17 protein-coding genes, 1 tRNA gene and 2 pseudogenes are annotated in these 18,458 nt (G+C 59.1%); 9 read left to right on the forward strand and 11 right to left on the reverse strand.

Translation table 11 applies throughout. The features are described 5' to 3' along the window. Positions 1-44 precede the first annotated feature (44 nt). Positions 45-120: transfer RNA gene (locus CPA42_RS02380), tRNA-Thr, on the forward strand. An 89-nt stretch (positions 121-209) separates the two neighbouring features. Here the strand turns inward: CPA42_RS02380 and CPA42_RS02385 are convergent. Both CPA42_RS02385 and CPA42_RS02390 read right to left on the reverse strand, forming a co-directional pair. Then, a complete protein-coding gene (locus tag CPA42_RS02385) occupies positions 210-1,616 on the reverse strand; it encodes a hypothetical protein (RefSeq protein ID WP_002516716.1) in 1,407 nt (468 codons plus the stop codon). Between the two features lie 281 nt (positions 1,617-1,897). Next, positions 1,898-2,050, reverse strand: coding sequence for a hypothetical protein (locus CPA42_RS02390; protein WP_002517338.1), 153 nt, complete (start codon positions 2,048-2,050; stop codon positions 1,898-1,900). A gap of 227 nt (positions 2,051-2,277) precedes the next feature. Here CPA42_RS02390 and CPA42_RS02400 point away from each other — a divergent pair, with 227 nt between their 5' ends. Further along, the gene (locus tag CPA42_RS02400) at positions 2,278-2,466 is read left to right on the forward strand and encodes a hypothetical protein (protein WP_002518762.1); all 189 of its coding nucleotides are present in this window, start codon (positions 2,278-2,280) and stop codon (positions 2,464-2,466) included. A 37-nt stretch (positions 2,467-2,503) separates the two neighbouring features. Here the strand turns inward: CPA42_RS02400 and CPA42_RS02405 are convergent, their stop codons facing one another. The 3 genes and pseudogenes from CPA42_RS02405 to CPA42_RS13510 all read right to left on the reverse strand — a co-directional run. After that, positions 2,504-4,093: a PTS ascorbate transporter subunit IIC gene (locus CPA42_RS02405; RefSeq protein WP_002516722.1), complete on the reverse strand. Its 1,590-nt coding sequence runs from the start codon at positions 4,091-4,093 to the stop codon at positions 2,504-2,506. Between the two features lie 49 nt (positions 4,094-4,142). After that, complete coding sequence (locus tag CPA42_RS02410; RefSeq protein WP_002516685.1) at positions 4,143-4,907, reverse strand: PTS sugar transporter subunit IIA; 765 nt, start codon at positions 4,905-4,907, stop codon at positions 4,143-4,145. Positions 4,908-4,974: 67 nt separating this feature from the next. After that, positions 4,975-5,136 (reverse strand): annotated as a pseudogene (locus tag CPA42_RS13510) (S-ribosylhomocysteine lyase); the annotation flags it as partial. A gap of 829 nt (positions 5,137-5,965) precedes the next feature. Between CPA42_RS13510 and CPA42_RS13515 the strand changes: the two are divergent. Continuing rightward, positions 5,966-6,369: pseudogene (locus CPA42_RS13515) on the forward strand (hypothetical protein). Positions 6,370-6,440: 71 nt separating this feature from the next. Beyond that, the gene (locus CPA42_RS02430; protein WP_002525200.1) at positions 6,441-6,920 is read left to right on the forward strand and encodes a hypothetical protein; all 480 of its coding nucleotides are present in this window, start codon (positions 6,441-6,443) and stop codon (positions 6,918-6,920) included. Positions 6,921-7,070: 150 nt separating this feature from the next. On the opposite strand, the gene CPA42_RS02435 is transcribed toward CPA42_RS02430, so the two are convergent. The 3 genes from CPA42_RS02435 to CPA42_RS02445 are packed head-to-tail and all read right to left on the reverse strand — an operon-like array spanning position 7,071 to position 9,100. Beyond that, positions 7,071-7,553: an S-ribosylhomocysteine lyase gene (locus CPA42_RS02435; protein ID WP_002518770.1), complete on the reverse strand. Its 483-nt coding sequence runs from the start codon at positions 7,551-7,553 to the stop codon at positions 7,071-7,073. Positions 7,554-7,590: 37 nt separating this feature from the next. Next, positions 7,591-8,772, reverse strand: coding sequence for a mannose-6-phosphate isomerase, class I (gene manA, locus CPA42_RS02440; RefSeq protein ID WP_002516659.1), 1,182 nt, complete (start codon positions 8,770-8,772; stop codon positions 7,591-7,593). Between the two features lie 43 nt (positions 8,773-8,815). Beyond that, positions 8,816-9,100, reverse strand: a complete 285-nt coding sequence (locus CPA42_RS02445; protein ID WP_002516713.1) for a DUF3263 domain-containing protein — start codon at positions 9,098-9,100, stop codon at positions 8,816-8,818. Between the two features lie 333 nt (positions 9,101-9,433). Here CPA42_RS02445 and groL point away from each other — a divergent pair, with 333 nt between their 5' ends. Then, positions 9,434-11,068 (forward strand): chaperonin GroEL, encoded by a 1,635-nt coding sequence (gene groL, locus CPA42_RS02455; RefSeq protein WP_002516697.1) that lies wholly within the window; start codon positions 9,434-9,436, stop codon positions 11,066-11,068. 134 nt (positions 11,069-11,202) lie between these two features. Here the strand turns inward: groL and CPA42_RS02460 are convergent, their stop codons facing one another. Beyond that, positions 11,203-12,279, reverse strand: a complete 1,077-nt coding sequence (locus CPA42_RS02460) for a transaldolase family protein (protein ID WP_002516734.1) — start codon at positions 12,277-12,279, stop codon at positions 11,203-11,205. Positions 12,280-12,380: 101 nt separating this feature from the next. Continuing rightward, on the reverse strand, positions 12,381-13,124 hold the full coding sequence (locus tag CPA42_RS02465) for a GntR family transcriptional regulator (RefSeq protein WP_002516652.1): 744 nt from the start codon (positions 13,122-13,124) through the stop codon (positions 12,381-12,383). Positions 13,125-13,338: 214 nt separating this feature from the next. On the opposite strand from CPA42_RS02465, the gene iolC reads away from it, so the two are divergent. Genes iolC through iolD form a run of 4 tightly spaced genes read left to right on the forward strand, consistent with a single transcriptional unit; the run spans position 13,339 to position 17,982 of the window. Beyond that, positions 13,339-14,328 carry a 5-dehydro-2-deoxygluconokinase gene (iolC, locus tag CPA42_RS02475; protein ID WP_002516658.1) on the forward strand — a complete coding sequence of 330 codons (990 nt, stop codon included), beginning with the start codon at positions 13,339-13,341 and terminating at the stop codon, positions 14,326-14,328. After that, a complete protein-coding gene (locus CPA42_RS02480; protein ID WP_002516666.1) occupies positions 14,325-15,212 on the forward strand; it encodes a Cgl0159 family (beta/alpha)8-fold protein in 888 nt (295 codons plus the stop codon). The genes iolC and CPA42_RS02480 overlap by 4 nt, the downstream gene beginning before the upstream one ends. Then, positions 15,209-16,081, forward strand: a complete 873-nt coding sequence (gene iolB, locus CPA42_RS02485; RefSeq protein WP_002516676.1) for a 5-deoxy-glucuronate isomerase — start codon at positions 15,209-15,211, stop codon at positions 16,079-16,081. The genes CPA42_RS02480 and iolB overlap by 4 nt, the downstream gene beginning before the upstream one ends. A gap of 2 nt (positions 16,082-16,083) precedes the next feature. Beyond that, on the forward strand, positions 16,084-17,982 hold the full coding sequence (gene iolD, locus CPA42_RS02490) for a 3D-(3,5/4)-trihydroxycyclohexane-1,2-dione acylhydrolase (decyclizing) (protein WP_002516736.1): 1,899 nt from the start codon (positions 16,084-16,086) through the stop codon (positions 17,980-17,982). Between the two features lie 144 nt (positions 17,983-18,126). On the opposite strand, the gene CPA42_RS02495 is transcribed toward iolD, so the two are convergent. After that, positions 18,127-18,363, reverse strand: a complete 237-nt coding sequence (locus CPA42_RS02495; RefSeq protein WP_002513197.1) for a hypothetical protein — start codon at positions 18,361-18,363, stop codon at positions 18,127-18,129. Between the last annotated feature and the right edge of the window lie 95 nt (positions 18,364-18,458).

Raw genomic sequence — 18,458 nt, forward strand, 5'->3', positions numbered from 1 at the left:
CGGCGATATGTGCCACAATGTTCCACGTCGCCGCGAGGTGACATGCCTCTGTAGCTCAGTTGGTAGAGCGCCGCTCTTGTAAAGCGATGGTCGCGGGTTCGATTCCTGTCAGAGGCTCCATACTCCTTAGCTAGAGTCGTGATGACGTTAGGTCATCATGGCGGTGCCGACGCCCGAGCATCAGCGCCGCCATGATGAGTCTCGGTGTGTTACTTCGCCCGGTCAAGGGTGGAAACGTTTCGTCCGTTACGTAGCGCGATTTCGGGGTGTCTGTCGTTGATCACCTTGAATGAATCCTTCGTCACCTCCAGGTAAAGCTCATGGACTTTCTCTCCTTTGAGGTATCCCTTCATGAAAGGCGAAAAATCCGGGTCTTTGAGATAGGAGTCAGGAACCTCGATGGCTGCGTCGTAGTACCGTGGGGTGCTCGTGAGCCCACGTTCCCGGTGGCTCAGCATTGACAAGGTCGTCTTGAGGCGGCCGTCAATCGAGTGGAGCTTTACCGGATATTTTTTCTCACCCACCGTGAGCTCGATCGTTCGGGTCGTCGATTGGTAGGCGAAGTCTTTGATGTTGATGTTCGCCTTGCCCTGCAGATTTCCCGAGTAGTTGAGCCCGCTGGCAGATCCGAGATCCACTTTCGACGTATCGCGCTGTGGGTTGTCAAGGGGCTTGCCCTTGAGATTCTGACCGGTGGGAACGAACTTCCAGGCTTTCGCGTCAATCATCTTGGACCAGTAACCGGTATGACCCTCACGACGTCCCTCGACACGAAGTTCCCGGTTCTGGGATCCGGGAGCGGTTGACACCACGGTAAGCCTGTCGGTGATCTCGCCGGGGATCTTCGGCTGATGCTTCCACCCGGCCGGTGGAAGTTTGATGGCAGCGTAGCGAGGATCGACCTTGCCCTGCAGCCACGTGGAAGGACTGGGAAGATTACTCTGGTCCTGCCAGGTGTAGCGGAACTGGGCGGGATCGGTCCCGGCGATGTCGTAGTCCCAGAGCCTCGTGAACATGTCGCCGTGATCATTCGTGATCAGCGCCACTGACCCCGACGCGGACATGGAATGCACACGGAACCTCGAGTTGTACGGGGTTGAAGCCTCGAAGGAGTAGTCGTTCGGCAGCCAGGGATCGTGCTGGTAAATGTGAGCTCCGTCTTTGGAGACCATCATGATTTCGGTGCACATCGCCAACGAGATTGGGTGATCATGACCGTCGACACCGCGATAGGTGCGGTCGGTCTGGTTGTCGATGAGGGACAGGGCCCACCAACCTTGGTCGTGGTTGTCGAGCTTGAGCCCACGGCCAAACCAGAATGGGCTGCCCCATGCTCGGAACCAGCCCCAGTCCTTAGGAGAGGAGAGCAAATTATTAAGGCTATACACCCAACCGTTGGAATCGACAGCGGCCAGCATGGCGTCATTGACGGAGATGGCTGAGATATGTCCGTCGAGGCAGGATGGCGTGTCGATGTGACGCCACTGATTCTCGGATTGGAAACGTCCGTACACTTTGCCGTCACGCAGGGCGAAATCCATGCGCTGGTTGAAACCCTCGGTGTTGTCACGCATCACAATCTTGCTGGGCAGATCGGAGCGGCTGGTGGAATCCATTCGTTGCCAACCGTCAGTTCCCCAGTTTGGTGGGATGACTCCGAGGGGGAGTTGTCCCGAGCTACCGGGGCGCCCGGAGAAGGGCACACACGTCATGGGACCAACGTGTTGGCTCTGTGCCCCCTGCGATGGTCCAGACGCGAGAGCGGACTGAGTAGGAATCATGGTGCTGAGGCCGGAGGTAGCCATGATTGCAGCCACCGCAAACGTGAGTAGTTTGTGTGATTTCATACGAACCGTGTCCTTGGTGAGTAGCTACGTTCTAACTTTGATCGTTTTGGTCATTCGCTGAATGGCAACGGCGTGCACTGGATGGTGTGTGCGTGAGTCGGGTTGAGTTCGTTATCGACCATGTGGGTGACGTTCGGGTCGTCAGTGATATTGCCGTGTTCGGGATAAGAATTACTGGATACTGACCCGCCTTGGGTCGGCAGTGGATATTGATGTCGCCACGGCAGACGGGGCTGGCATGGCGGTGGCGATGAGCGGCACGAGGGTCGCAGCGAGCATTAGGGGTCGCTTTGTGATGAGCATTGCTGGTGTCTCCCTTGTCACCAAACAGACGAAGTGCGTGCAACCATTTTGTTGTAGGTTGTGTCAACGATTGGCTCTTAATAGGACATCATTCGACGTCAGTTAATCGTGGATATACGGTGAACCTATGGTGGATGCTGCGATTGACGACTCATGGTGCCTCAAAATGTCTGTTTTGATCACGGTACCATCCTTAGACAAGGGTTTTGGTTGCCGCTGGTTATTGGCCGAGACGCTACCACGCAAGTGGCTCATCTATAGGGTTCCACATGGGTTCACCGGTGACCCGCGGAGGATGGCCTTATCGCTTGAATGATTTCTGACGTTTCCTGCGACACCGACCGCGGAGGCTATTACAACCCCAACTCATCCCGGGACGGAGGTGTTGGTGCCCCCACAGGAGGGGCGATGCGGCGGTGGCTAATCGTGGATGCCGTTGCCGTTCGCGTGGCCTCGTCTGGGTCATCGCTCACCTCCTCTGCGGTGACAACGGCCGTCACACCGTCGGATGACGATCCTCGTGCCGGAGCCGGGTCCCAACCGCCAGCGCGGCGCTGCATCAGGATGGCGCTACCAAGGATGGTGGCACCGATGAGGGCGAGAATGATGGATCCTGAGACGGTGCCGGTTCGGGCCCCGTATCCGATGAGTATCCCGAACCACCCGAAATCGGCATCGCCAAAGGTTGTATTGGCTGAACTGAATGGCCCAAGAACTTTGAGGAGGAAAGCTGGCAGGAAGGTCACGAGTAGACCATTGACGAAAGCTCCCGCGACCGCGCCGCGTCGTCCGCCAGTTGCATTTCCGTAGACCCCGGCAGCCCCACCGGTAAAGAAGTGGGGTACAAGCCCGGGCAGGATCAGAGCGAGCCCCCATGCCGGCCCGAGCACGGTCGCGAGGATTGTTAGCCCGACCAGCCCTCCGATGAACGACGACATAAATCCGATGAGGACAGCATTCTGAGCGTAGGGAAAGACGATGGGACAGTCGAGTGCTGGGATGGCGCCGGGGACCACCTTGCTGGCGATTCCCTGGAAGGCAGGGATGAGCTCACCGAGGATGGTGCGGACGCCAAAGAGAATGACGGCCACCGCGATGCCGAACTCGAGCCCTTGAGTAACCGACGCCATGATGTAGTTTCCAGTGCCGGTTGCTGGCTTTGAGAACGTCTGGAATGCGGCCTTCTCGCCACGGCGAGCCAGGAAAACGATGGCAACGACGACGTACATAAGAACCATTGATAGTGCCGTGGCCACCATGGAGTCTCGGAGGAACCGCAGACCCTCGGGAACTTTTATGTTCTCGGTTGACTGGCTTTTCCCGTGCGGATCGACCAAGCGGCCGGTGGCGGCAGCGGCGATATAGGCCGAGGTGCCAAAGTGCCCGATGGCGATGTCCTCCCCGCCGGTGATCTTTCGTGTGAAGGGGTGAGCCAAGGCAGGAAGGCTCACCATAAGCACCCCCAGCAGCAATGAGCCAAGCCCGATGACGATGGAAGTGGGCATCGATGTCGATGCCATGACGATGGTGATGAGGGTCGCCATGAACAGCATGTGATGCCCGGTGAGGAACACGTAGTGAAGTGGGGTGATGCGGGCCAGGACCAACGAGATGAGAAACCCCGCGAGCATGATCCATGCGACCTGGGATCCAAATTGTTGTTGGGCGATGCCAGCGATCGCCTCATTGGTGGGTACGACGCCCTGAGCCCCCAGCGCTCCCTCGATCATCTTTCCCAGCGGCCCGAGAGAGTTGACAACTAGCCCTGCTCCGGCCCCAATGAGGAGGAAACCGAGGGTGGCTTTAATAGCAGCACCGGCGATCTGGCCGATGGATTTGCGCATAGCTGCCAGTCCGACGGCCGTAATGATGCCGATGAGGAAGGCGGGCACGCTGAGGATCTCGTTTACGAGGAATTGGACGATGGCCAGGGCGATGTTCATGAGGTTAGTCTCCGGGGATGATGTAGGCGTGGCGACTGATGGTCAGCGATTAGACGTCGTAAATGCGGCGTAACGCAGCATCGACCTGCGACACTGATGTGAAATCGTCGATGACTTCGACGGGAATGGATAGCTCACCGAGAGTTTGAGCAATGGCTCCCGACGTCAAAATGGCGTCTGCTTCGCTGCAGCGCCCTCTTGCAGAGATGGTGTCGGTTGCCTCAACCGACAGGTAAGGGGTCCACGCCCAAGCATCAAGGACTTGCTCAGTGGTGTTTTTGAGAAACAGACTGGTGCCTAGTCCGTTGCCGCAGACCGTGAGCAAGAGATTCTGGGATGTCGATGCCTCAGCTGAACGGTGTCCGGCCTCGTTGGAGAGGATCGACACGACCTCCTGGGGAGTCGTCGCAGTGTCGAGGGCGTTGCGTCTGTTTGGATCGGCCAGTGCGCTCGCCAACGCGGCCAGAACATTTTGGTGGGCAGATGCGTCTGTGGCTGCGAGTCCTGCTACTAGCGTTACAGGATCGTTCGTCTCATGGCCGAATGCCACCGGTTCGTCAAGACGTATCCACGACATGCCTGTCCGCAGCACTGAGGAGTCCGGTCTGGCATGGGCCAGTGCAAATCCAGGGGCGACGACGATGTAAGGACCATTTTTCTCGAGATTATCGATCATGGCCTGCGTGTATCTGGGGGTAGCGATGTCGGTGGCCACCAGCAGATGCCCGACGGCCTGGAGAGCTTCTCGCCAATCTTTGACGTGTGCGTCCAGACGAATGGCGGCTGGAGGCAGGAGGTCTGTCAAGTCAATCACCGTGGGGCCTTTCCATCGCTGTGGGAGCCATAGCGTACGCCCTCGTGAGGGTAGAAGGCCACGGCTTTCAGGCCACTACCTGTTTCCAGTGGTCGCGGTGGTTCAGCATTGTGTGGGCGGCTTCTTGGGCGGCCTTGATGGAATGGTTGGCTCCCCATCCGCACTGTACTTCGTTAGCGGCGGGGCTGGTGTTGAGCTTGAGGATGTCGCGCAGGGTGGCCACGACGAGTCCCTAGTGCCCTGATACTTGAATACGTTTCAGATATCTGGCGATGGGTTCGAGGATGTCTTCGACGGTCTTAGCTCAGATAAAGGGCTTGGAGTTTTCGGTTCATGCTTTGGCCCAGTTTGCAGAAATCTCTTTCTAGGGATTGGACGGTGTGGTGATCGGGGCGTTGGAGGAGACCGCGGGTGATGTCGGCGATGAGTCGCTCGATCTGGTTTATCTGCGATGAGTATGTCGGAGTGAAGTGCATATGGGATCAGGATGCTTGGCTAGTTGCGTCTTTACTGAAGAGTGTTTGTGGGTGGCGTAATTATCGCATGCTACGTACACGTCCACATGCTTGGAGGTGGTCTTGTCGATCTTCTGGAGGAATTTCTTAGGCTCTTCTGCTCGGTGGTGCCAGTGGATCGAGGGGATCACCGTTCCGTCGTAAACATTCAGTGCGGCGAACAAGCTCACTGCCTGGCGGTGTGGTCAATCGTTTCGACGAGCTGACGACGAGCCTGGCTGGGCGCGGATCGGCTGGTGGTTGGCTAATGATCCGGGCTTGGTGTGAGTGTGACCCGGGTATCGGTGAGCGTGATCTCACCCTTGGCATGCAGCAGCGGAATCAGCGCTGACATGAATGGTGCCAGAATTATGTTTTCCGGTGCTCGCGTCAACTCCATACTCGATCATGTCTAGTCGGAGATTCTTACGCGAGGCAACGTGCCCTGCCCAGGCAGAGGGCTGAGACTGCGTCAACTCGGGGTATAAAACCTTTAGACAGGGGTAGAATAATGCTTGGCTTATCTTTAAGAAGCGCAGTATAGCCCGCAAAAGGAGCATCGATATGAGGATAAGGAAGTCCGTCTCGGCTGTGGTGGCGACGGTTATCGTTGCGGCCCTTTTCAGTGGCGCTGCTGGCTCGATGACTGTAGTTGCACATGCGGAGTCGATATCTAACACGGGCCAAACAGTTACTTCAGCGATGCAGGCCTTGTCGGATCGCAACGATCTGGCCCATGGCGGCGATGGTCGTATCGCTGTTGGTGATCGTGAAGTTGTGCGATGGCATGGTGGAATTCCAGTAGCGGAAGTGGCCAATTCTCACCAAGTATCCACGTATAGTTGGACATCATGGGGGGGCGCAGAGTCGCCCTTTTTGTGCTGCGCCATCCCGTGCACAAACTACCAGCCAAAATCAGGCCTTGGGCCAACAAAATCGCAGATGTTCTTGAGCAAACAGAGATATGAGAAAAGGCTCCTATTATTTTCACCTTGGGTAAAGCCGGGATCCCGTACGACGTTGCCAAGGCGGCTGCAGATTGGATCATTTTCTTCCTAGGCTGAGGTTCGACGTGGTAGTATCTAAGAAATTCGATGATTTGCTGGGGATGTTAGGCGCAATTGTCTTTTTTCTCGTCATTGTTATTCTTGTTATGGCCCCCTTCATTATGATTCCAGCGTTGTTCGCCTTGGTGTTTCAGGAGTGCTATCTAGATTCGCCGTGGACATGGGAGACTGTTGTCCTGGGCGGATTAGTGCTGTTTGCACTGGGGATGGGTGTTTCCCTGCTCATGGGGGTGTTGGCGAGGGTCGTCGCCCCCTTGACTCATCCTGTGGTCAACAGGGTCTTTAAAGAGATTCTTGAGTTCCTTGTGCTTTGGTGGTTTTATTCCACTCTCATGCACCCGACTAGCTATGCTTTTTGGGCGAGCATTGTGGTGATGATTATGATCACTGTTACCGAACCCATTCTCGATAGGGCCATCGAACGACAGAAGCACGCCCCCAACCAACCTTGACCCGGTAGGGCGCTGAGTGCTTTCTGCGCGCCAAGAAACCCATGCTGGGTTTCTACTGTTGTGGCGAACACAACCCGATATCTTCGTAGTTGAGGGCGGTAGACGATGCAAGCGGTGTGTCTTGACGAGCTCGGTGTGGTAGCCGAATCCTCAGGCCATTACCTGTTCCCATTCGTCGCGGTGGTTCAGCATCGTGTGCGCGGCTTCTTGGGCGGCCTTGATGGAATGGTTGGCTCCCCATCCGCACTGCACTTCGTTAGCAGCGGGGGTGGCGTCGAGCTTGAGGATGTCGCGCAGGGTGGTCTCGACAAGTTCGCATGTGCCTGGGACATCCGGTTCTCCGATCATGATGAGGTAGAACCCGGTCTGGCATCCCATCGGCCCGAAGTCGATGACGGCGTCGGAATGGTTTCGCACGCACTCGGCGAAGGAGTGCTCCAGGGAGTGCACCGCAGGCATGTCCAGATGTTCCTTGTTGGGCTGGCAGAACCTCACGTCGTACTTGGTGAGGGTGTCGCCAGCGGGTAGGTGCTTGACGTCGGCCACACGCACGAATGGTGCTGCCACCTTGGTGTGGTCCAGGTTGAAACTTTCGACGTTCATTTTGTGTGCCATGAACCCATCCTCTCGCATCGACACGAATCCCACACGGGCAACCAGCCAGCTGTGGTTAAAGCCCGGCGGCAGCAATAAATCCGTCGCAGTCTCCGTCAATTTGTACCCGTTCACCAGCCGGAATCCAGACGGCCTGACCGCGTACGATCTCGTCAGTTCCATGAGAGCCTGAACAGACCGCATACCCATCCGTAATGAGGAGTATTCGAGCTAGCTCGCTTGCCGGCATCATGGCGGGGCAGGTGGTGTCGAGGTCGAGCTGCCAGAGTCGGAACTGGTCGTCAATGCCCGGGAATACGCGCATTCCCGGGTCTACCTCCTCCGCCGCAATGATCCGTGGCTCCTGGGTCTGGAACGAGACGATTTGGATGAGGGAATCGATGTCAATGTGCTTGTTGGTGAGTCCGCCCCGCACGACATTGTTGGAATCGGCCATGATCTCAATGCCCGTGCCCGATAGGTATGAGTGCATGAGTCCCGGGGGTACAGACAGCGCCTGGCCCGGTTTCAGGTGAACTCGATTGAGCATGAGCGCTGCCAGGATCGAGGGGTCCCCGGGAAAATACTCGTCGAGCTCGACGGCGGTGCGAGCGAACTCTCCCAGGGGTGTGTCCTCTCCTACGTGGTTGACGGCTCCTGAGACCACCTCGGTGACGATCTGACGCCGTACGTCGTCCCCCGCGAGGCAGTTGAGGAAGGTTTCGGCAAGGGCGGCCGAACCGGAACGTTCGGTCAGCGATCCCAACACCGGGTCAGTCGGGGTGAGGACCTCTAGCTCATCGAACAGCTGACGGGTCTCGTGCGGATCGCGGAATCCGCACAACCCCTCAAAATCGCTGAGGGCGACGAGAATCTCGGGCTGGGGCCAATCGTCGACGAAGGTGCGGTGGGGGTCGTCAACGCCAATGCCGTCCTGGTTCTCTCGAGCGAATCCAGCCCGTGCCATCGCGGCGTCAGGATGAGCTTGCAGACTTAACGGGTGGTAGGCCGAGAGGATTTTGAGGAGAAAGGGTAAGCGGGCACCGAAGACTTTTCGGCTGCGATCACCGAGTTCGTCAGGGTGAGCGTGGATGTAGTCGGTGAGCGGTATGCCATCGAGGGTCGACGGCGAGGTCTCATGGGCCCCGAGCCAGTATTCGGCCCACGGCTTTCCGTCAGCCTCTTTTCCGAGGATGTCTGGGATCGCATCGTAGGAGCCCCAGGAGTACGTCCGAACCGTTCCGGTCAGGCGTTTCATAATGTGCCTCTCGTCATGTGCATCGTTGCCGACGTCGTAGGTGTCATCTGAGCAGTTGTGCGCTACGGGAGCGGCGTTGCTGGCTGCGAACCCGCTGAAGTCGTCCCACCAGGGACGGCGCGTACTGGGCGGCCTTTTCGTCGTCGATGAGCTCGTTGAGTCGCAGGTGGTATCGGGGGGACGATAGGCCGAGGCTGTCGCGAATGGCGGTCTCCTTGTCAACGCTCAGACTCCCGGCTTGCCAGGACTCCTCAAGATCCAAAATCGCGCGATCCGAGGCGCACAACTCGGCGGACTCTGCGGATTCGGGGGTGATGGAATCTGACACAGTGCCAGTTTAGGGGCCATCCCGGCATAAACGGGTGGGTGACGTTGCGGGCCCCGTCGTCATCGTTGGTAGTACGACTGGACATGTTCCGCTCACGAACTCTTTGCACTCGCTGGGTGTGAGTGCTAAACATGTCATTGGCACTCGACAAGCGAGAGTGCTACCGCCCGGATTGGTGTTGCGAGCGCCGGTACGAGTGGTCCTCCCGGTGATGAGATCACCAGATCGTCCGTCGCGGGCATCACGGGGAATCACAATGCGGGGTCGCTCCCGCCACATCAATCTGACGTCCACGGGCTACCAGGCCCACCGGAGCGGAGGAATCCCCTAAACATGGCAAAGCTCATCGAATTCAACATCGAGGCCCGCCGCGGGCTCGAGGCGGGCATGAATACCCTCGCCGACGCGGTCAAGGTCACCCTCGGCCCCAAGGGCCGCAACGTCGTTCTCGAAAAGTCGTGGGGCGCTCCCACCATTACCAACGACGGTGTCTCCATCGCCAAGGAGATCGAGCTCGACGATCCCTATGAGAAAATCGGCGCCGAGCTCGTCAAGGAGGTCGCCAAGAAGACTGACGACGTCGCTGGCGACGGCACCACTACCGCCACCGTTCTGGCGCAGGCCATGGTTCGTGAAGGCCTGCGCAATGTCACCGCTGGCGCTAACCCGATGGGCCTGAAGAAGGGCATCGAGGCCGCCGTCCAGGCTGTTAGCGCTCGTCTGTCCGACATGGCCATCGACATCGAGACCAAAGACCAGATCGCCTCTACCGCCTCCATCTCGGCCGCCGACCCCACCGTCGGCGAGATTATCGCCGAGGCCATGGACAAGGTTGGTAAGGAAGGCGTCATCACCGTCGAGGAGTCCAACACCTTCGGCCTGGAGCTTGAGCTCACCGAGGGCATGCGTTTCGACAAGGGCTACATCTCGCCCTACTTCGTGACTGACACCGAGCGCATGGAGGCTGTCCTCGAGGATCCCTATATCCTTATCGTCAACTCCAAGATTTCATCGCTGAAGGATCTCCTGCCGGTCCTTGAGAAGGTTATGCAGTCGGGCAAGCCGCTGTTTGTCATTGCCGAGGACGTCGAGGGTGAGGCCCTGGCTGGCCTCATCGTCAACAAGATCCGCGGAACCTTCAAGTCTGTCGCCGTCAAGGCTCCAGGCTTTGGCGATCGTCGCAAGGCTATGCTCAATGACATCGCCATCCTGACTGGTGGCCAGGTTATCTCCGAAGAAGTTGGCCTGTCCCTCGACGCGGTGACCCTGGACTTGCTGGGTCGCGCTCGTCAGGTTGTCGTCACCAAGGACGAGGCCACCATTGTCGACGGTGCCGGGGATTCCGAGCAGATCGCCGGCCGTGTTTCTCAGATCCGTAAGGAGATCGAGAACTCCGACTCCGACTACGACCGCGAGAAGCTGCAGGAGCGCCTCGCCAAGCTCGCTGGCGGCGTTGCCGTCATCAAGGTGGGCGCTGCTACCGAGGTTGAACTCAAGGAGCGCAAGCACCGCATTGAGGACGCCGTGCGTAACGCTAAAGCCGCCGTTGAGGAAGGCATCATCCCTGGTGGTGGTGTCGCCCTGCTGCAGGCCTCCAAGGCCGCTGAAATCGAGGGCCTGGAGGGCGACGAGCTCACCGGTGCACAGATCGTTCTGGCCGCGTGCACTGCCCCGCTCAAGCAAATCGCTATCAACGCTGGTCTTGAGGGCGGCGTCGTGGCTGAGAAGGTCGCTGGTCTGCCCGCAGGACAGGGCCTCAACGCGGCCAATGACGAGTATGTCGACATGGTAGAGGCCGGCATCATTGACCCGGCCAAGGTGACCCGTTCGGCTCTGCAGAACGCCGCGTCCATCGCGGCCCTGTTCCTCACCACTGAAGCCGTCATCGCTGACAAGCCCGAGCCTGTTAAGGCTCCCGCTGGCGGCGGTGATATGGACGGTATGGGTGGCATGGGCGGCATGATGTGATCGTGCATTGCCTTCGCTGATTTGAGGTGGGGCGGTCCTAGTGGCCGCCCCACCTCGCTGTCTTGTTACAAACGTGGTAGTTGTTCGTGCGGTGCGCATGCGTACATGAGAGAGTCAGCTCACTCCGGGAAGGATCAGATGGCTGGGGTGATGATGTCACGCACCAAGGTGTCGAGATCGGCATCGGCCTGGAGGAACTGGCGAAGAGTTCTGCGGGTGGCACCAAACGTGTCGAACTCCTTGATCGTCATTCCATCAGGATCGTAGGCGCGCATGAACTCCGGGATCTTCTTGAGAGCATCGAGATGCTCGGCAGCAACCGGTTCATCTATGCGTGGGACAACGTGGTAGTCAGAGTCGTTAATGCGCTTTTGCCACTTGAACGGCGGGGAGACCACGAGGTCGCCACCGATAAGTTCGGACCACTGCAAGACGTTGCGGAATGCGGCGCACAGCACCCGGGAGTGGAATCCGCGCTCGACGAAGATCTGGTTGGCGCGCTTGATCGCGGCAATGCCGGCCCACTCCAGGTGTCCGGGGTCGATAAAGAGGCGGTCGCGCTCGGCCACGATTTTGAGCCAGTCGTCAAGGCGACCGGCCATAATTGTCACTACAGGTCCCATTTCGTCAATGGGCTTGCCTTCGGCTACACGACGCTGCAGCCCTCGCTCGATGGCCTCAGCCGATTTCACTGCCTGAGATACGGTGAAGGACACCGTCACGTTGACCGAAACGCCACGGTAGGTGGCCTCCTCGATCGCCTCTATGCCCACAGAGGTGCAGGGGATCTTGACGATGATGTTTGGCGCAAGATTACTGAACTCTTCGGCCTGGTCTGCCAGAGCCTTGGCGTCGCGATGCAGCCGCGGATCGGTCTGGATGGAGAGACGACCGTTTCGGCCCTTGTGCTCGACGAAGATCGGCTCGAGGAGCTTTGCGGCTTCGACTGACATGTCCTTGATGGCCTGCCATCCGATTTGGGACTCTCCCCACGTGGGATTGTTCTCGGCGATAGCGCGAATACGGTCTTCCCAGATGTCTGGATGCTTCTTGATGGTCGTGTAACCGATAACCGGGTTGCACGTGGCACCGACGCCGCCGAATGCAATGGACTGACGAAGTTCGTCTAGATCGGCCGAGTCATTCCACAGCGCCGTCGGGGTCGTGCGGGACGCGTCAAGGAGCGGACCTGGGGTGTAGTTGATCTTCATGGCAACTCCTGTGCGAGGTGTTCACCGGCTCGTCGTCGCCGCCGGTACAAGATCTAGCCAACACCGCAAAGTTTGTCCTGTCAAATAATCTCGCCGCGGCGTCAGGCGTACACCGTGTTCTCATAGGCATAAATGGAGGCGCGGTACACGTGCTGTCCAAACTCGATGACGCGGTTGGACTCGTCACATGCCGTGCGTTGCATCGTGAGTAGGGCGGCGCCGGGTGGTTCGTTGAGCAGGCGTGCCTCGTCAGGGAGGGCGAGACGGGCGCTGAATCGCTGATGGCCTACCGCGACGACGACATCCCTGCTGCGCAGATAGTCGTAGAAACCAGTGGTTCTCAGCTCTTCTGCACTGGGCGCGAGGTCCACGGGTACCCAGTTCGTCATGATGGCCAGCGGTTCGTCCTGGGACATTCGTAGTCGGCGGAAATGGGCCACTTCGGAGTTGCTGGGCAGGCCAAGCGCTGCGGCTACTGCTGGCGGGGCGGTTTCCACTGTCCAGTCGAGCACGCTGGTGCGCGGCCTTTGGCCAGATGCCTGGAGGTCGTCATAAAGACTCGTGAGGTTCATGGAGCGGTGCACTCGGGTGGGGGTCACCTGGGTGCCGATGCCGCGTCGGCGGATGACGAGTCCACGTTGGGTCAGGGTTTCAAAAGCTCGCCGCGCGGTGGGACGCGATACATGCAGGCGTGCCGCCATGGACATTTCGTCTTCGATGCGCGTTCCGGGAGGAAGCTCGCCGGATTCGATGAGTTGCGCCAGGGGTTCGGCGATCTGGGTGTGGAGTGGTTCTGGGCGCGATCGGTCGATGGTGATGTCAGCGATGTAGGGCTCGTTCTCCACTGTCGTTCCTCATTTGTGGGTATGTACTGACGCACAGTCTATTGGTGGGCAGTGCAAGGGGCGGACCGATCGTACGGGCTGCGTCAGGATATAAGCGGGCGGCGATTTCTGTATTCGGAGTAGGGTGGCTGGCAACATTATCAATTGTATTGACATATGTCTCTTGGTTGGTAGTATCTGAGGCGTTAGACATCCTCGATGAAGTGGAGTCGTCATGGTATCCAGCCGCCGCCGTGACCTTGATGTGCTCACGATGGGACGAATCGGTGTAGACATCTATCCGCTGCAGTACGGGGTGGGGCTTGAGGATGTCACGTCGTTCGGAAAGTTCCTTGGCGGTAGTCCGACCAATGTGGCCGTCGCGGCTGCCAGGCTGCGTCATTCTGCCGCAGTCGTCACGGCAGTAGGCGATGATCCCTTCGGGCGGTTCTGTCGCCGCGAGATGGCCAGACTCGGTGTCTATGACAACTACGTGCTCGTCAATTCCGAATTGCCCACTCCGGTGACGTTTTGCGAGATCTTTCCTCCCGACGACTTCCCGCTCTACTTCTACCGGCGTCCTACCGCTCCAGATCTGAGGATCACTCCGGACGACGTGCCTGAGGATGCTGTGAGGAATGCGCAAATCCTGTGGCTTTCGGTGACTGGCTTGTGTCAACAGCCTTCCTACGACGCACATTGCCGAGCCCTTGAGGTGCGCGGTAAGGCAGAACACACCGTCCTCGACCTCGACTACCGTTCGATGTTCTGGCAGTCCGCGGCGAAGGCTCATGAAGCAGTCTCAGCGGTGTTGCCGCACGTGACGGTGGCGATCGGAAATCGCGAGGAGTGTGAGATGGCGGTCGGGGAGTCCGACCCCGACCGAGCTGCTCACGCACTGCTTGATGCAGGCGTTCAGCTTGCCGTCGTCAAGCAGGGGCCCAAAGGTACCTTGGCCATGACCCGTGAGGAGCGCGTGGAGGTCGCCCCCACCCCAATCGACGTTACCAATGGCCTCGGAGCCGGAGATTCCTTCGGCGGCAGCCTATGTCACGGGTTGCTAGAGGGATGGAGCCTCGCCGAGACGATTCAAGCAGCGTCGGCCGCAGGAGCCCTCGTCACGACGCGGTTGGAGTGTTCCACCGCGATGCCCTCGGAACCGGAACTGTTCGCGATGATGGCGAAACATCCGGACATTGCCATCAAAGAGGAGCATCTGTCATGACGCGCACCCCGCTTATTGACAAGCTGTTAGATCGGCGACTTGCCGATCCGGTGCGTTTTGCCGATCGCGTCCGGCAGCGTCCCCGAGCGACGTGGAGCCCCACTGAACCGCTGATGGTCGTCGCGGCTGATCATCCTGCTCGCGGTGCACTCGCAGCGGGAGGTCGTGCCGATGCCATGGCTGACCGGGAACACCTCCTCGAGCGCTGCGTGACCGCATTAGGACGTCCCGGGGTCAATGGGTTTCTGGGAACTGCCGACATGGTTGCCGACCTGGCGAACCTCGACGCTCTAGATGGCAAGGTTGTATTCGGTTCGATGAACCGAGGAGGGTTCGCTGGAGCTTCCTTCGAGCTCGACGACCGAATGACGGGCTACGACGTGCAAGGAATCCTTGACGAGGATCTGACCGGTGGCAAGATGCTGCTGAGGTTCGATCTATCCGACCCAGGTACGGCTACCACGGCACAGGCCTGTGCTGGGGCTGTGACGACTCTGGCCAGGGCGAGGCGAATTGCCATGGTGGAACCGTTCATCTCCTACCGTGCTGACGATGGCAAGGTCGTCAACGATCTTTCCGCTGACGCGGTTGTGAAATCGGTGGTCATGGCTTCGGGTCTTGGCGCCGATACCTCGTGGACCTGGCTCAAATTGCCCGCGGTTGACGATATGGAGCGGGTGGTACGAGCCACCTCGCTGCCCATTCTCCTGCTTGGGGGAGAGGTGAGCACGGATCCTGAGGAGACCCGGCGTCGTTGGGCCACGGCACTGGCCGCACGCCATGTCCGTGGACTCGTCTTGGGACGATCGGTCCTCTATCCGCCGGACTCGGACGTGGCAACTGCCATTGACAACGCTGTTCAATTGTTGGGAGTACAAGCATGACGGAACTAGTTCTTCGATCTGGGAGCACTGCCTCGGGCTGTCGCGACGTTGTTGTTGACCCTAAGTGCGCTGGCTGGACGTACTCCGGTCTAACTATTGCGAGTTTGACGAAAGATGAGACCCTTGAGCTGACCACCGACGACCACGAGTACCTCGTTCTACCTCTGGAAGGGTCGTTCACAGTGCAGGGTGATGGGTTCCGAGCCGATCTCGCCGGGCGCAGCACTATCTGGGGTGAGGTCACCGACTATGCCTTCGTGCCCCGTCACAGGACAATCACCGTCACTGCTGTCAGTGGCGGACGGGTGGCGCTGCCCAACGCCCTCGCTAGTGAGGACCTTGAGCCCAGGTATTGCCCGTCCACGGAGGTGCGTGTCGAGCTGCGTGGGGCGGGTAATTGCTCGCGCCAGGTGGTGAACTACGCCGTTGCTAACCCGGTGCATACCTCCAGGTTGCTGGCCTGCGAAGTTCTCACCCCGGGGGGTAACTGGTCCTCTTACCCTCCTCACAAGCACGACGAGGAGTCGCAGGTCGAGCACGAACTCGAGGAGATCTACTATTTCGAGATTCGCGGTGACGAGCACGGCCCAGGGATGGCATTCCACGGGACCTATGGCACGCCGGACCGTCCCATCCACGTGGCAGAGATGATTTCGAACGGTGACGTAGCTCTGGTGCCGCATGGCTGGCATGGGCCGTGTGCAGCCGCCCCCGGCTACGACTTGTACTACCTCAATGTGATGGCGGGGCCAGGCGCCGCTGAGTGGAAATCAGTCGACGATCCGCATTACGGGTGGATTCGTCAAACTTGGCAGGACCAAGATATCGACCCGCGCCTGCCGCTAGCGGTGGACGACTCAAAGGAGTGATTATGACTGAGCAGACTGTGAGGCTCAGCGTCGGACAGGCCATCGTGCGCTATCTGACTCATCAGTACACCGAGCGGGACGGGGTTGAACGCCGCTTCATACGCGGAGTCTTTGGGATCTTCGGCCATGGAAATGCTACTGGTTTGGGCCAGGCGCTTTTGCAGAATGAGGCGGCCCCCGACGATGAGGAAGGCCGACTTGAGTACTGGATGGGCCGGAACGAGCAAGGTATGGTTCACGCCTGTTCCGCCTACGCCCGCGCTACGAACCGGTTGCAGGCGTTAGCTGCCACCGCGTCCATTGGGCCGGGTTCGCTCAACATGGTCACCGGTGCGGCTCTCGCCACCACCAATCGGGTACCGGTGTTGCTCTTCCCATCCGACATCTTCGCCAATCGGGCACCTGATCCTGTCCTTCAGCAGCTGGAGGACCCCACCAACCCCGATGTATCGTGCAACGACGCGTTCCGTCCGGTCTCGAAGTTCTGGGATCGAGTGAATCGTCCCGAACAGCTCATGGTTTCGCTGCCTCGTGCGATGCGGGTGCTTACTGATCCTGTGGACACGGGAGCTGCCGTCATCTGTCTACCGGAAGACGTACAGACCGAGGTGTACGACTGGCCGGTGTCTTTCTTCGCCAAGAAGGTGTGGTACATCGATCGCCGCCTCCCCGATAGGGCCGCTGTGGTGCGTGCAGCGCAAGCCATCCGTGCCGCACGCTGTCCACTCATCATTTCTGGTGGAGGCACGATCTATTCCGAGGCCAGCCAGGAGCTGCGGGACTTCGCATCTGCTACCGGCATCCCGGTCGCCGACACCCAGGCGGGGAAAGGTGCAATCAATTGGGATCATCCGTGCGCCGTTGGTGGCGTTGGTGCGACTGGTTCCGACTCAGCGAATGCGCTGGCGGCCCAGGCCGACCTCATCATCGGCATCGGCACGCGGTACTCCGATTTCACCACCGGTTCGCAGACGGCCTTTAAAAATCCGGACGTGACGTTCGTCAACGTCAATGTGGGGGCCTTTGATGCCGCCAAGCAGGGTGCGCAGATGTTGGTGGCCGATGCGCGTGAGGCTCTCACGGCCCTGTCGAAGGAGCTTGACGGCTACCGCGTTCCTCAAGAATGGAGCGACCTCGCTAGTGCGAAGGCCAAAGCGTGGGCAGAGGTAACCGATCGTTGCTACCACCTGGGGCACGGTCCGCTCCCGGCTCAGACCGAAGTGTTTGGAGCGCTCAACGAGCTCATGGGTGACGACGACGTGGTCATTAATGCTGCCGGTTCGATGCCTGGCGACTTGCAGTGTCTGTGGCGTGCCAGCGCTCCCGTGCAGTACCACGTGGAGTATGCATTCTCGTGCATGGGCTACGAGATTCCGGCGTCATTGGGCGTGAAGATGGCGTTGCCGGATTCCGAGGTCGTTGCGATTGTCGGTGATGGCACCTACCAAATGCTGCCGATGGAGTTGGCAACGATCGTCCAGGAGGGTGCGAAGGTCATTCTCGTATTGCTTCAGAACTACGGATTTGCCTCCATCGGGGCGCTGTCGGAGTCTCACGGTTCTCAGCGGTTCGGGACGAAGTACCGCCAGCACGATGACGGTCAAGGTCATGTGGTCGGGGACGACGCCCTGCTACCCCTTGACATTGCCGCTAACGCGCGGTCGTGGGGTATTGATGTCCTCGAGGTTCGTACCATCAAGGAGTTCAGGGAGGCTTACCGCAAGGCCGAGGCGTCTGATCATGCCACGATGATCCATATTGAGACTGACCTGCACGGGCCCAACCCACCTGCATCGGGATGGTGGGATGTACCGGTCACGTCGCAATCGCGCCTGAAGTCGACGCAGAAAGCCTATGCCGAGTACACCGGACAGGTTGCCGCACAGCGCAGGTTTTTCTGACCGCATCCCCGATTCCCGGTTGGGGATTAGGCGACGTGTCGTAGTGACGGTACGAGGAGATCCAGTTTTGGCTGGATCCCCTCGTGAGTCCGGTTATCTTGTTGTTCCCGTGGGGCGTGATCGTCGTGATGCGGAGCTGAGTGCTCAGGCGTTGTCGAAGAAGTGCACCATGCTCAACGTGATCGTCAGGGCGACGGTCATGAGACCGGAGACGATCGTAAGGATCGGAGCTTGGTTGATGACGCCGGCAATAGCTAGGGCGAACAGAACCAGTGCTGCCGGGACGAAGCGAAGCAGTGTGACTGCCTGACTGTGCATAACCGACCCCATACCGGCAGGGGTACGCAGAATGATTCCAGAGTCAACGTAGCTCAAGGACATGTGTGATGTCTCAACTCCCTTTCGGATGCCGAAACATGACCGTACGGCCGTGCTCGGCACGGCCGTGTGCGCGCTCAAGATTCCTCGAACGGTTG

The sequence above is a fragment of the Cutibacterium acnes genome (assembly GCF_003030305.1).
GTDB classification, from domain to species: domain Bacteria; phylum Actinomycetota; class Actinomycetes; order Propionibacteriales; family Propionibacteriaceae; genus Cutibacterium; species Cutibacterium acnes.